Annotated in this window: 11 protein-coding genes; 5 read left to right on the top strand and 6 right to left on the bottom strand. The window is 67.7% G+C overall.

Annotation, left to right across the window (positions count from 1 at the left end):
• Positions 1-298 precede the first annotated feature (298 nt).
• The 6 genes from ACTHQV_RS00660 to ACTHQV_RS00635 form a co-directional block, all read right to left on the bottom strand.
• Positions 299-1,453 carry a M20 aminoacylase family protein gene (locus ACTHQV_RS00660; protein ID WP_440487862.1) on the bottom strand — a complete coding sequence of 385 codons (1,155 nt, stop codon included), beginning with the start codon at positions 1,451-1,453 and terminating at the stop codon, positions 299-301.
• Between the two features lie 17 nt (positions 1,454-1,470).
• Entirely contained in the window at positions 1,471-1,965 is a 495-nt protein-coding gene (locus tag ACTHQV_RS00655) for an Lrp/AsnC family transcriptional regulator (RefSeq protein WP_242116998.1), read from the bottom strand.
• Positions 1,966-2,003: 38 nt separating this feature from the next.
• A complete protein-coding gene (locus tag ACTHQV_RS00650) occupies positions 2,004-3,380 on the bottom strand; it encodes an aminotransferase class III-fold pyridoxal phosphate-dependent enzyme (protein ID WP_440487860.1) in 1,377 nt (458 codons plus the stop codon).
• A gap of 147 nt (positions 3,381-3,527) precedes the next feature.
• A complete protein-coding gene (locus ACTHQV_RS00645; protein WP_440487858.1) occupies positions 3,528-4,595 on the bottom strand; it encodes a tartrate dehydrogenase in 1,068 nt (355 codons plus the stop codon).
• Positions 4,592-6,016 carry an NAD-dependent succinate-semialdehyde dehydrogenase gene (locus ACTHQV_RS00640; RefSeq protein WP_440488297.1) on the bottom strand — a complete coding sequence of 475 codons (1,425 nt, stop codon included), beginning with the start codon at positions 6,014-6,016 and terminating at the stop codon, positions 4,592-4,594. Before ACTHQV_RS00640 ends, ACTHQV_RS00645 begins: the two co-directional genes overlap by 4 nt.
• Positions 6,017-6,057: 41 nt before the next feature.
• Positions 6,058-6,963 carry a GNAT family N-acetyltransferase gene (locus ACTHQV_RS00635; RefSeq protein ID WP_440487857.1) on the bottom strand — a complete coding sequence of 302 codons (906 nt, stop codon included), beginning with the start codon at positions 6,961-6,963 and terminating at the stop codon, positions 6,058-6,060.
• A gap of 299 nt (positions 6,964-7,262) precedes the next feature.
• Here ACTHQV_RS00635 and ACTHQV_RS00630 point away from each other — a divergent pair, with 299 nt between their 5' ends.
• From ACTHQV_RS00630 to ACTHQV_RS00610, 5 genes are read left to right on the top strand one after another with little or no spacing between them, the layout of a single operon-like run.
• The gene (locus tag ACTHQV_RS00630; protein ID WP_440487856.1) at positions 7,263-8,543 is read left to right on the top strand and encodes an NAD(P)/FAD-dependent oxidoreductase; all 1,281 of its coding nucleotides are present in this window, start codon (positions 7,263-7,265) and stop codon (positions 8,541-8,543) included.
• Positions 8,540-10,066, top strand: a complete 1,527-nt coding sequence (locus ACTHQV_RS00625; protein ID WP_440487855.1) for an ABC transporter substrate-binding protein — start codon at positions 8,540-8,542, stop codon at positions 10,064-10,066. The genes ACTHQV_RS00630 and ACTHQV_RS00625 overlap by 4 nt, the downstream gene beginning before the upstream one ends.
• Positions 10,063-11,022: an ABC transporter permease gene (locus ACTHQV_RS00620; protein ID WP_440487854.1), complete on the top strand. Its 960-nt coding sequence runs from the start codon at positions 10,063-10,065 to the stop codon at positions 11,020-11,022. The genes ACTHQV_RS00625 and ACTHQV_RS00620 overlap by 4 nt, the downstream gene beginning before the upstream one ends.
• 5 nt (positions 11,023-11,027) lie before the next feature.
• Positions 11,028-11,816, top strand: coding sequence for an ABC transporter permease (locus ACTHQV_RS00615; protein ID WP_440487853.1), 789 nt, complete (start codon positions 11,028-11,030; stop codon positions 11,814-11,816).
• Positions 11,813-13,603: an ABC transporter ATP-binding protein gene (locus tag ACTHQV_RS00610; RefSeq protein WP_440487852.1), complete on the top strand. Its 1,791-nt coding sequence runs from the start codon at positions 11,813-11,815 to the stop codon at positions 13,601-13,603. The genes ACTHQV_RS00615 and ACTHQV_RS00610 overlap by 4 nt, the downstream gene beginning before the upstream one ends.
• Positions 13,604-13,667 lie beyond the last annotated feature (64 nt).

The following is a 13,667-nucleotide window of genomic DNA, read 5'->3' as shown; positions in this document are numbered from 1 at the left end:
TTGGGCGTGGCGCGCCCATCCATTCATGCCGTTAAGCGTGATGGCATGGTTTTGACCCATCGGGATTGCGTTGGGGCGTTTGCCGGCGAGGAAGGACGCGCAGCGCGGGCTATCGGCCCGGGCAAGCTTCCTGACGACGTCCGGCGAGCGCCCCAACGCAACCGCATGGGGCGGGCGAAAATGGCTGCGTGGCAGCGTCGCTCGTCGGTCACGGGGGCAAAGCCCCGCTCCCTCCTCGCTCCTCGCCACGCAGCCATTCTCGCTCCGTCACGATGGGTCAAAATCATGTCATCGCGCTTTAGCCGGCGGGAAGCTGTGTCCGCGCCAGTTCGGCGAACCACGCGATGCCGATCGGCGTCACCGCGTCGTTGAAGTCATAGGCCGGGTGATGGAGCGCGGCGACATGGGTGTCGTCGCGCTGCCCCATCCACAGATAGGCGCCGGGCCGGGCGCGCAGCATGAAGGCGAAGTCTTCGGAGGTGAAAGCCGGAGCCGGCGCCTCCTGCGCATCGTCACACACTGCCTGCGCCGCCGCCAGCGCGATCGCGGCGCTTTCGGCATCGTTCACGGTCGCAGGATAATAGCGGACATAGTCGACCGCGATCTCGGTCTCGCTCGACCGCGCGACCCCGTCGCAGATCGCACGCAGCGATTCCTCGATCCGGTCCTGCACGTGCGGGGAGAAGGTCCGCACCGTGCCGGTCAGCGTCACCGTCGCCGGGATGACATTGTGCGAATCGCCGCCATGCACCTTGGTCACCGACAGCACCGCGCTTTCGGTCGGCGGAATACGGCGGGCGACGATCGTGTTGAGCTGCTGGACCAGCGTCGCGGCGGCAAGGATCGCGTCGGGCGTCTGGTGCGGCATCGCGGCGTGGCCGCCCTTGCCCGAAATCGCGATCTCGAACCGGTCGGCGGCGGCCATGATCGGCCCCGGCCGGGTACGGGCGGCGCCAAGCGGCAGGTCGGGCCAGTTGTGGAGCGCGAACACCCGGTCGCACGGGAAACGATCGAACAGCCCGTCGCGGACCATCGCATCGGCCCCGCCTTGCCCTTCCTCGGCCGGTTGGAAGATGAAGTGGATCGTACCCGAAAAGTCGCGCGTCTTCGCCAGATGCCGCGCCGCGCCGATCAGCGTCGCGCTATGCCCGTCATGGCCGCAACCATGGAACACGCCCGGCGTCGTGCTGGCATAGGGCAGCCCGGTCTGTTCGGCGAAGGGCAGCGCGTCCATGTCGGCGCGAAAGCCGATCGCGCCGTTGCCCGGACCGTTGCGCAACGTCCCGACCACGCCGGTACCGCCGATCCCGGCCGTCACCTCCAGCCCGGCGGCGCGCAATGCCTCTGCAATGATCGCGGCGGTGCGGTGTTCGGCAAAGCCCAGTTCGGGATGGGCGTGCAGGTCGCGGCGCAGCGCTGCGAGGTCGGCAAGATCCTGGTCGTCGATACGCATCGTCGGGCGCCCCTTGGTCAGCTCCGCTCGTCGAACAGCGCCTCGATCGGGTCGTAGCGTTTCACGATCGGAGATTTGAGTACGATATAGCTGAAATATTTCTCGATCCCGAAATCGCTTTCGAGGATCGATTCGATCAGCTCCTGATATTGCGACACGTTGCGGGTGATGAACTTCACCAGATAGTCGTAGCCGCCGCTGACGAGATGGCATTCGACGACTTCGGGAACGTTGCGCGCGCGTTGTTCGAAGCGCGAAAAGTCGCCGGTGCGATGGTCCTTGAGCGTAATTTCGGTAAAGACGGTCAGCGTCTCACCCAGCTTGGCGAGCGCGACATGTGCGCCATAGCCGGTGATATAGCCGGCCTTCTCAAGCCGCTTGACCCGCGACAGGCAGGGGCTCGGCGACAGGCCGACCGCATCGGCCAGATCGACGTTGGTGATCCGCCCGTTGCGCTGCAACTGCGCAAGGATGCGAAAGTCCAGCCGATCGAGTTTGGGCGAAGGGGTCATGGCAGCGACTCTATCCCGTCATTCCGTAACCGCAACGTCTATCGCAGGCTGACGCGAACCTCGGCCATGTCGGCCACCTGATCGAGCGTGCGCGTCAGGCGTTCGAGCAATGCAGCCATATCGGTTTCATCGCAACTGATCGCCGGCGCCAGACCGATCGTGCCGTCGGCAAAGGCGCGAAAGATGATGCCGTTGGCGTATCCGGTCCGTGCGAGCTTGTCTGGCAGGCCGACCGATGCGTCGAACCGCGTCTTGTTCGCCTTGTCCGCGACCAGTTCGATGCCGGCTAGCATCCCGGCGTGTCGCACATCGCCTACCAGCGGATGATCGGCGATCGTCGCCAGCCCGGCGGCCAGTTGCGGCGCGCGGGCGATGCCGTTGGCGAGGATGCCGCCTTCGTACAGATCGAGCACCGCCATTGCGACCGCCGCCGACACCGGATGCCCCGAATAGGTCGCGCCATGCCCGACCGGCAGGTGGTTGTCGGGTCCGTCGGCGATACCGGCATAGATTTCGTCGGTCATCAGCACCGCACCCATCGGCACGTAACCGGCGGTCAGCCCCTTGGCGAGCGTCATGAGGTCGGGTGTCACCCCTTCGGTTTCGCAAGCAAACAGCGGACCAGTACGGCCGAAGCCGGTAATGACCTCGTCCGCTACCAGCAGGATGCCCAGGTCGGTGCAGGTCGCGCGCATCGCCGCCAGCCAGCCTTTCGGCGGCACGATGACACCGGCCGATCCCTGGACCGGTTCGGCGAAGAAGGCGGCGACATTGTCCGCGCCCAGTTCGGCGACCTTGTCTCGAAGTGCGGCGACGCTGGCGTCGATCACCGCCTGCGGATCGCTGCCGACGGCATGGCGATAGGGATAGGCGGCCGGAATATGATGCTGCCAGTCGTGCGGCAGATCGAACAGCCGGTGAAAGGCGGGCAGGCCGGTGATCCCCGCGCCGTTGGACGACGACCCATGATAGCCCTTGTCGAGCGCGATCACCTGTTTCTTGGTCGGGCGCCCCTTGGCATTCCAGTAGTTGACGATGAAGCGCAGCGCGGAGTCGACCGCGTCCGATCCGCCCAGCGAGAAATAGACGCGGTCGAGGCCCGGCGGCGACAGTCCGGCCAGCCGCTCGGCCAGCCGGATCGCGGGTTCGCTGGCGAACGAGAAATAGCCGGTGGCATAGGGCAGCCGCCGCATCTGTTCGGCCGCCGCCTCGACCACACTTTCATGGCCATAGCCAATATTGACGCACCACAGCCCGGCAAAGGCGTCGAGCAGCCGGTTGCCGTCGCCATCGGTCAGGTACATGCCCTGCCCGCCGGTCAGCACGGTCGCGCCGCGTGCCTCGTGCCCGCGCCATGCGGTGACAGGGTGAATGAGGTGGCGGCGGTCGGCCTCGATCAGCGAATTGGAGAACATGCCTGGCCCTGTTGTCTGATGATGGGTCCAGTGTAGGGGGGGACTGCGGCGGCGGGGTGATACTGCGGGCTGCCGGACGGGGTCCGGCTGCCGAACTTCGCGAATGTGCGGCAGATTATGCCGAACCTGCCGCGCCGCCGCCGCAGGTCAGCCGATCGCCGCCGCGACCGCCTTCCCGCATTCTTCGGTATTTGCCATGCCCTTGAGGTCGCGGGTGCGACCTTTGTCGCTGGCTAATACCGTCTCGATCGCCGTGACGATCGACTTCGCCGCAGCGTGTTCGCCGAAATGGTCGAGCATCATCGCCGCGCACCAGATCTGGCCGACTGGATTGGCAATCCCCTGCCCGGCGATATCCGGGGCCGAACCATGGACCGGTTCGAACAGCGACGGCACGCTGCGGTCGGGGTTGATATTACCGCACGGCGCGATGCCGATCGTGCCGGTGCAGGCCGGGCCCAGATCGGACAGGATGTCGCCGAACAGGTTGGAGGCGACGACCACGTCGAAGCGGTCGGGGTTCATTACGAACTGCGCGGCGAGGATGTCGATATGATACTTGTCAGTGCGGATGTCGGGATAGTGCTCCGCCATCGCCGCGACGCGGCTGTCCCACCACGGCATGGTGATGGCGATGCCGTTCGACTTGGTCGCCGAGGTCAGATGCCTAGCCGGACGCTGCTGCGCGAGGTCGAAGGCGTAGCGCAGGATGCGGTCGGTGCCGATGCGGGTCATCACCGTTTCCTGCAGCACGACTTCCCGGTCGGTGCCAGGAAAGGCGGTCCCGCCGATCGCCGAATATTCGCCCTCGGTATTCTCGCGCACGATCATCATGTCGATGTCGCCCGGCTGACGACCGGCCAACGGGCACGGGACGCCCGGCATCAGCCGCGCCGGGCGCAGATTGACATACTGGTCATATTCGCGCCGGAACTGGATCAGCGAATCCCACAGCGAGATATGGTCGGGCACGGTATCGGGCCAGCCGACCGCACCGAAGAAGATCGCGTCGACGTCGCCGATCCGCGCCTTCCAATCCTCAGGCATCATCCGGCCGTGGCGGACATAATAATCGCAGCTCGCGAAATCATGCCATTGCTGTTCGACGGTGAAGCCATGCGCCGCCGCCGCCGCTTCGAGCGCGCGGATACCTTCGGGCACGACTTCCTTGCCGATCCCGTCGCCGGGAATCACCGCAATCCGATAATTGGTCACAGGCCCTTCAATCCCCCCCAATGGAACGCCTTGGTTTCCAGATATTCGTCGATGCCTTCGCGCCCGCCCTCGCGGCCGAGGCCCGATGCCTTGATCCCGCCGAACGGCGACATTTCCATCGCGAGGCCGCCGGTGTTCAGCCCGACCATGCCGAACTCCAGCGCCTCGCCGACGCGCCACGCACGGTGCAGGTCCTCGGTGTAGAAATAGCTGGCGAGGCCGAACGGGGTGGCGTTGGCGAGGTCGATCGCCTCCTGCTCGGCCGAAAAGCGGAAGATCGGCGCGACGGGTCCGAACGTTTCCTCCGATGCCAGCCGCATGTCGGGGGTCGCGCCGGTCAGCACCACCGGACGGGCGAAGCGTTCATTCACCTCGACGCCATCGGGTGCGGCGGCGACCTGCGCGCCCTTGGCCAGCGCGTCGGACAGGTGGTCGGCGACCTTCTGCGTCGCCGCGGCATTGATGAGCGGGCCGATCGTCACGCCGTCGCTGCGGCCATTGCCGACGCGGAGTGCGCGAACCGCCTCGCCCAGCTTCTCGACGAACCGGCCGTGGATGCCGTCCTGCACGAGGATGCGGTTGGCGCAGACGCAGGTCTGGCCGGCGTTGCGGAATTTGGACGCCATCGCGCCCGCCACCGCCGCATCGATATCGGCATCGTCGAACACAATGAACGGCGCGTTGCCGCCCAGTTCGAGGCTGAGGCGCTTCAGCGTGTCGGCCGATTGCTGCATCAGCAGCGACCCGACGCGGGTCGATCCGGTAAAGGACAGTTTGCGCACTACCGGCGATGCGGTCAGCGCCGCGCCGATCGCCTGCGGCAGGCCGGTGACGATGTTGACGACCCCCGCCGGAATCCCGGCCTGTTCGGCCAACTTGCACAGCGCCAGTGCGGTGTACGGGGTCAGTTCGGACGGCTTGATGACGACGGTGCAGCCTGCCGCCAGCGCCGGGGCGACCTTGCGCGTGATCATCGCCGCCGGGAAATTCCACGGGGTGATCGCCGCGCACACCCCGACCGGTTCGCGCGTCGCGAGGATGCGGCGGTCGCTGGTCGGCGCCGGGATGGTGTGGCCGGCGATCCGCCGCCCCTCGCCCGCGAACCATTTCACGAACGACGCGGCATAGCCGATCTCGCCCTTCGCCTCGGCCAGCGGCTTGCCCTGTTCGGCGGTCATGATCGCCGCCAGCGTGTCGGCATTGTCGAGGATCAGCGCGTGCCAGCGCTCGAGCAGCGTCGCGCGGTCGTCGGCGGTGCGCCGCTTCCATGCCGGCAGCGCGGCGGCTGCGGCAGCGATCGCCGCCTCCGTGTCCTCCGCCCCCGCTGCCGGGATGGTGCCGATAACCTCGCCGGTCGCGGGATCGGTCACGTCGAGCGTCGCGCCATCCTTCGCCGCGACCCATTCGCCGCCGATCAGCATCGTTTCGAGCAGCAGCCCGGTGCCGCGCAGGTCGGCGTCGCTCAGCACAGCGCCTGGCTCACGATCGCGAACGCCGTCGCGGGGGCGGTCGCCGGCGGCTCGGCGCCCTTCACCATCGTCACTACCCGCCCGACCCGTACCAGTCCCAGTTCCTCCAGCCATGGTCCCAACCCGCTATTGCCGTGAATGTCGAGCCGGATGAACTCGCCGCTGCGCGACCCGATCCACTGCGCGATCAGCGCCTGGGCGCGCACCATGTCGGGGGCGATGACCGGGCCGACGACATAGCCGCGCCCGAACCGGCGGAACAGCGCGGCGCCGGTGACCTCGTCACCCTGCGTCAGCACCACGCCGTGCGCCTTTTCACGCAGCAGCGTCATCACGCTCGGCCGGTCGAGCCCGCTGCCGGCGCGGACCAGCGCATCGACCACCGCCCCGTCGCGCTCGCCCATCGGGCGGATGCGTTCGCCGGGGCCGAGCGGAACCAACGGCGCCTGGAATGCCGCGCCTTGATGCTGCAATATCTCGCCGATGCCGGTAAAGCCCAGCTTGCGATAGAGCGGCAGTCCGTCCTCGGTCGCGTTCAACTGGACCGTCGCGTCGCCGCCCAGCGCCTCCGCAATCTGGTCGAGCACCGATTCCATCACGATCCGGCCGATGCCCGCCCCGCGATGCCGCCGCGACACGATGACCATGCCGAGCGTCGCCACCTTCGGACCGGCGCGCCACCACATGGTCGTGCCGACGATTTCGCCGCCCAGTTCGGCAACGGTGCCGGTGCCGACCGCCAGCATGTCGGCCAGATCCTCGGCACGGTGCGGCCATTGTTCGGCCTTCGACAAGGCATGCAGCCCCGCGATATCGTCCTGCGTCATCGCACGTAGGCGCATCGTCCGGCTTTCGGCGGGCTGGGGATCGGCACTTGTCTGCATCGTTTCGCGTTCCATCGCTATCCTCTTGCCATGGTGTAGCCGGGTGCAGGGCGCAGGAGGTGCCGCGCCGCGACGCGACCGGCATCTTATCGCGCATAAATCGACCGATCACCGGAATATCCTGCCGCCTTGGGGGTAGCGCCGCCCTACCGCAGGGAAATGCGGCGCAGGCGGTACGCCGTGCGGTCGTCGGGCCGGTGATCGGCACATATGACCTGTCGTTGGCGCAACTAAGGTGTAACGATGCCGACTCGGTTGGAGCAGATTATGCCGTGTCGGAGCAGCCTCGCTCCGTGGGGGACGCGGGACACGCGATGAAGCTGGAATCCTATTGGCTGGACAGCGGCGAACGCTTCGCACGGGCCGAACATGGCCCGGTGCCGGCGCGCGCGTCGGTGGTGGTCGTGGGGGGCGGCTTCACCGGCCTCGCCGCCGCACGCGCGCTGGCGATGGCAGGTACCGACGTGGTCGTGGTCGAGGCGGGGCGGATCGCGGGCGAGGCATCGGGGCGCAATGGCGGCCAGTGCAACAACGGTATCGCCGGCGACTTCGCCGCCCTGATCGCACGGTTCGGTATCGAGCGCGCGACGGCGATCTACCGCGCGTTCGACAAGGGCGTCGACCGGGTCGAAGCAATCGTGGCCGAGGAAGCCATCGCCTGCGACTTTACCCGCAACGGCAAGCTGAAGCTGGCCGACAAGCCCGAACATGTCGCGAAGCTCGCCGCCCAAGCGGAACTGCTGTCGCAGACGGTCGAACCCGATATTCGCCTGATCGCAAAGGCCGACCTGGCCCAAGAGATCGGGTCCGATGCCTTTCATGGCGGCCTGCTGTTCCCGCGCAGCGGATCGCTGCACATGGGCCGCTTCGCCACCGGGCTGGCCGATGCCGCCGCCCGCCATGGCGCGAAGCTGTACGCAGACGCGGCGCTGACGGGTATCGATCGCATTCCGGGTGGCCGTCACCGGCTGACGACGAAGCGCGGCACGATCGAGGCCGATGCGGTGTTGCTGGCGACCGGCGCGTCGATGGCAGGCCCCTTCCGCTGGCTGCGGCGGCGGATCGTGCCGATCGGCAGCTTCATCGTCGCGACCGAACCATTGGGCGACCTGGCGCGCGCAATCATGCCGCGGCGGCGCAACGGCACGACCACGCGCAATGTCGGCAATTATTTCCGCCTGACCGCCGACGACCGGTTGATCTTCGGCGGTCGCGCGCGCTTCGCCCTGTCGAGCCCGCGCAGCGACGCGCGTAGCGGCGCGATCCTCGAAGCAGGCATGCGCCGCATCTTTCCGCAGCTGGCCGATACGAAGATCTCCCATACCTGGGGCGGGATCGTCGACCTGACCGCCGATCGCCTGCCGCGGGCCGGTGTCCGCGACGGCATCCATTACGCGATGGGCTATAGCGGCCATGGCACGCAGATTTCGGTGGTGATGGGCGAGGCGATGGCCCGCATCCTGGGCGGCGCGAGCGCGGCGGACGAAAATCCGTTTCACGAGATCGCATGGCCGGCGGTGCCGGGCCATTTCGGGCCGCCATGGTTCCTGCCGGCGGTCGGTGCCTATTACCGTTATCAGGACTGGCGGCATTGATCGGCCGGCGGGGTGCGATCCGCCTGATAGGCGGCGGCGGGCTGTCGCTCGGGCTCGGCGCATGCGGGTTCGAACCGGCGCGGCCCGAGCCGGTCGGCGGGCGGCTGCGTGTCGCGGTCGCGGTGTCGTCGACCGCCGACACGATGGACCCGGCGCGGCAGACGGTCATCACCGATTTCTGTCGCTGCGCGATGGTCTATGACGGGCTGACCAAGCTCGACCAGTATTTCAAGCCGCAACCGGCGCTGGCCGAGGCGATCGAGACCGGCGATGCGCGCGACTGGTCGATCCGCCTGCGCAAGGGCGTGCGCTTCCATGACGGATCGCCGCTGACCGTCGCCGACGTGCTCTATTCGCTGCGCCGCCATCTCGATCCCGCCGTCGGATCGAAGGCGAAGGTGTTCGCCGATCAGTTCGCATCGGTCCGCGCCGACGGGCCCGACCGGGTGCGGATCGTGCTGAACAGCGCCAATGCTGACCTGCCGACGATCCTGGGCATCGCGCAGTTCCAGATCGTCCGCGACGGGACGCGCGACTTCAGCAAGCCGGTCGGCACCGGGCCGATGCGGATGATCGAGTTCCAGCCCGGCATCCGATCGCTGACCGCCCGCTATGACGAATATTGGCGTGGTCCGATCCGGCTGGGCGAATGCGAGCTGTTCGCGATCTCCGACGACAGCGCCCGGATCAACGCGCTGCTGTCGGGCGATGTCGACCTCATCAACGCGATCAATCCGCGCATCGCCCGCCATATGCGCGACGCGGGCTTCGGCCTGCTCGAAACCAAGTCGAGCGGCTATACCGATCTCATCATGCGGATGGACCGGCCGCCGGGCGATAATCCCGATTTCGTGGCCGGCATGAAGCTGCTGCTCGATCGCGAGACGATGCGCAGCGCGATCTTTCGCGGCTATGCAACGATCGCCAACGACCAGCCGATCGCGCCGAGTAACCCCTATTACGATCCGAGCGTTCCGCAGCGCCCGTTCGATCCCGAACGCGCGCGGTTCCATTTCAAACGCGCGGGTATGATCGGCGCGCGGATGCCGATCGTCACCTCGACCGCCGCCGACAAATCGGACGACATGGCGGTGCTGATCCAGGATGCCGGGCAGCGCGCCGGGATCGGCTTCGACATTCGTCGCGTACCGTCGGACGGATACTGGACCAACAGCTGGATGAAGGTGCCGCTGGGCTTCGGCAACACCAACCCGCGCCCGACCGCCGACATCATCTTCACGCAGTTCTTCGCCTCGAACGCGCTGTGGAACGAAAGCGCGTGGAAGAATGCGCGGTTCGACCGGTTGCTCGACGCCGCGCGCGGCGAAACCGACGAGGCACGCCGCAAGTCGCTCTATGGTGAGATGCAGCATCTGGTCCACGACCAGGCCGGTATCGGCATCCCGCTGTTCATCAGTTCGCTCGATGCGTTCAGCCCGCGCGTAAAGGGGCTGCGGCCGATGCCGCAGGGGGGATTGATGGGCTATGACTTCGCCGCCCATGTCTGGCTGGAGGGCAAGTGACGCTCTCGCCGCTCGCCTCGCTGATCCTGCGCCGGATCGGTGCGTCGCTCGTCACGCTGCTGTTCGTGTCGCTGGCGGTGTTCGGCATCGCGCAGCTGATGGAGGGTGACGTGGCCGAGGCGATCCTCGGCCAGAGCGCCACGCCCGAGGCGCTGGCGGGGCTGCGCGCCGCGATGAATCTCGATCAGCCGGCGTGGGAGCGCTATCTCGACTGGGCTACGGGCGTGCTGACCGGCAATCCGGGGCGTTCGCTCATCACCGGGCTGCCGGTGTGGGAGATGATCGCCGCGCGGCTGCGCAATTCGCTGACGCTGGCCGGGCTGACGGCGTTGGTGTCGGTGCCGTTCGCGCTGCTGCTCGGCATCGTCGCGGCGGTGAAGCGCGGCACGGCGTTCGACCGTACGATCAGCATTGCGACGATCGGCATCGTCTCGGTGCCCGAATTCCTGATCGCGACGTTGGCAGTAATGCTGTTCGCGGTGACGCTGCGCTGGCTGCCGGCGCTGTCGTCGACGCGCGACATTCATTCGACCTGGGATTTGCTCCGCGTCTTCGCACTGCCGGTGTTCAGCCTCGCCTGTTTCGTGATGGCGCAGATGGTGCGGATGACGCGCGCGGCGGTGATCGACGCGCTCGACACGTCCTATGCGGAGGCGGCGCGGCTGAAAGGCTGTTCGCCCGCCCGCGTGGTGCTGCGCCATGCGCTGCCCAACGCCATCGGGCCGATCGCCAATGCGATCGCGCTTAGCCTGTCGACGCTGCTGGGGGGCGTCATCGTGGTCGAAATCATCTTCAACTATCCGGGTGTCGCGCGGCTGATGGTCGATGCGGTGGCGACCCGCGACCTGCCGCTAGTGCAGACCGTCGCGATCATCTTCTGCATCGCCTATCTGGTGCTGGTGACGACCGCCGACGTCGTCGCGATCCTCGCCAATCCGCGGCTGCGCCACCGGTGAGGGGTATGGCGACCAGCGGCCGGATCGGCCTCGCGCTCGTGCTGCTATGGGTGGTGGTGGCACTGACCGGCCCGGCGTTCGCCCCACATGGCGTGGGCGAGATCATCGACCTCGACGTATTCGGTCCTATCAGCCGTATGGCGCCGCTCGGCACTGACTACCTCGGCCGCGACATGCTCAGCCGGGTGCTCTACGGCGCGCGCTATACGGTTTTCATCGCCTTTGTCGCGACCGCGATCGCCGTCGTGACCGGCGTGCTGCTGGGTTTGGCGGCGGCGGCGGGCGGATGGGTCGACATGCTGTTGTCGCGGCTGTTCGACATCGTCATCGCCATCCCCAGCCTGATGTTCGCCCTCGTCGTGATCGCCGCGACCGGCGCGTCGATCCCGGTGCTGATCGGGACGCTGGCGGTGATCTACACCCCCGGCGCATTCCGCACCGCGCGCTCGCTGGCGCTGGGGGTCATGGCGCTCGATTTCGTGTCGGCCGCGCGGGCGCGTGGCGAACGCCTGCCCTATATCGTCGTGCGTGAGGTGCTGCCCAACGTCACCGGGCCGCTCGCCGCCGATTTCGGACTGCGCTTCGTGTTCGTCGTGCTGCTGCTTAGCGGCCTGTCGTTCCTCGGCCTCGGCGTCCAGCCGCCCGAAGCCGACCTCGGCGCGCTGGTCCGCGAGAATATCGCCGGATTGGGCTTCGGCGCGCCCGCCGTGCTGTTTCCGGCGGTGGCGATCGCCTCCCTCACCATCGGGATGAATTTGTTGATCGACTCCCTTCCCGGACGGCGGCGGCGATGACCGCTCCGCTGGCGCGTATCGAGCATCTGCGCATCACCGCCACTGGCGAGGACGGGCGCGAGATCGTGATCGTCCCCGACTGCACCCTGTGGGTGGCGCCGGGCGAGGTGTTGGCGCTGATCGGCGAATCGGGGTCGGGCAAGACGACGATCGCGCTGTCGCTGCTCGGCTATGCCCGCCCCGGCTGTCGCATCGCCGGCGGCACGATCGAGGTCGCCGGCCAACGGCTCGACGGGGCGAGTGCCGAGGAACTGCGGGCGGTGCGCGGGCGCACCGTCGCCTATGTCGCGCAGAGCGCCGCCGCCGCGTTCAACCCGTCGCTGACGATCATGGCGCAGGTGATCGAACCGGCGCTGATCCACGGCACGCTCGACCGCGCCGCGGCCGAGGCAAAGGCGAAGGACCTGTTCCGCCGCCTCGCCCTGCCCGACCCGGAAGGAGTCGGCGAACGCTATCCGCACCAGGTGTCGGGCGGGCAGTTGCAGCGGCTGATGGCGGCGATGGCGCTCATCACCGATCCGAAGCTGGTGATCTTCGACGAACCGACGACCGCATTGGACGTGACGACGCAGATCGAGGTATTGAAGGCATTCAAGGACGCGGTTCGCGATCTCGGCACCACCGCCGTCTATGTCACCCACGATTTGTCGGTGGTCGCGCAGATCGCCGACCGGATCGCAGTGTTGCGCGGTGGCGAGGTGCAGGAACTCGGCACCACCGACCAGATATTGTTCGCACCGACGCATGACTATAGCCGCGCGCTGGTCGCCGCCGCCGCCCCGCGCGCGCCGGCCACAGCACCGGTGATCGAGGAGAAGCCGCTGCTCGACCTGTGGGGCGTCGTCGCCGGCTATGGCGGCGTCAACCATGACGGCAGTCCGCGCGTGAAGATCCTCGACGGCATCGACGTGTCGATCCGGCGCGGACAGGTGCTGGGCGTGATCGGTGAATCAGGCTGCGGAAAGAGTACGCTGGCGCGCGTCGTCGCCGGGCTGCACGCGCCGACCGCCGGCCGCATCCTGCTCGACGGCCAGCCGTTGGCGCCGGTCGTCCGTCGCCGCTCGCGCGACGAACTGCGGCGGGTGCAGATGGTGTTCCAGAGCGCCGACACCGCGCTCAACCCGGCGGTCAGCGTCGGCGCGGCGATCGCGCGGCCCCTCGCCTTCTATCACGGCATGGATCGCCGATCGGCAAAGGCGGAGGTCGCGCGGCTGCTCGACCTCGTTCGCCTGCCTGCGGCATTGGCCGACCGGTTGCCGGGCGAATTGTCGGGCGGGCAGAAACAGCGCGTGAACCTGGCGCGAGCCCTTGCCGCCCGGCCCGAGCTGCTGCTGTGCGACGAAGTGACCTCGGCGCTCGACCCGGTGGTCGCCGAAGCGGTGCTCGACCTGCTGATCGACCTCCGGCGCGAACTCGGCCTCGCCTATATGTTCATCACCCACGACCTCGAGATCGTGCGCGCGATCAGCGACGATGTGCTGGTGCTGTATGCGGGCCGGGTTGCCGAAAACGTGGCACAGCGCGGCCTGCGCCACGGCGCGCACCATCCCTATACCCGGCTGCTGACCGCATCGGTGCCCGAATTGCGGCCCGGCTGGCTGGAAGAAACGCCCGCACGCGATGCGAACACGACCGGCGGTGCGCGGATGCGCGCGGTCGGATGCAGCTTCCTGCCGCGCTGTCCGCTGGCGATCGATGCCTGCGCGACCATGATGCCGCCGATGCTAATCGAGGACGACCGCCGCGTCTTCTGCCACCGCTCGATCGAGAAGCTGGCGGGGGAATAGGCCGCGCCTTCCCTTCCCGGTGAACGAGCGTGCCCCCGCACAGGCGGGGGCACGGTGACGTCAA

Source organism: Sphingomonas sp. SAFR-052, assembly GCF_051965015.1.
GTDB lineage: Bacteria > Pseudomonadota > Alphaproteobacteria > Sphingomonadales > Sphingomonadaceae > Sphingomonas.
Note: the sequence above shows the minus strand (reverse complement) of the source record. Positions and strands in the feature narration are given on the sequence as shown.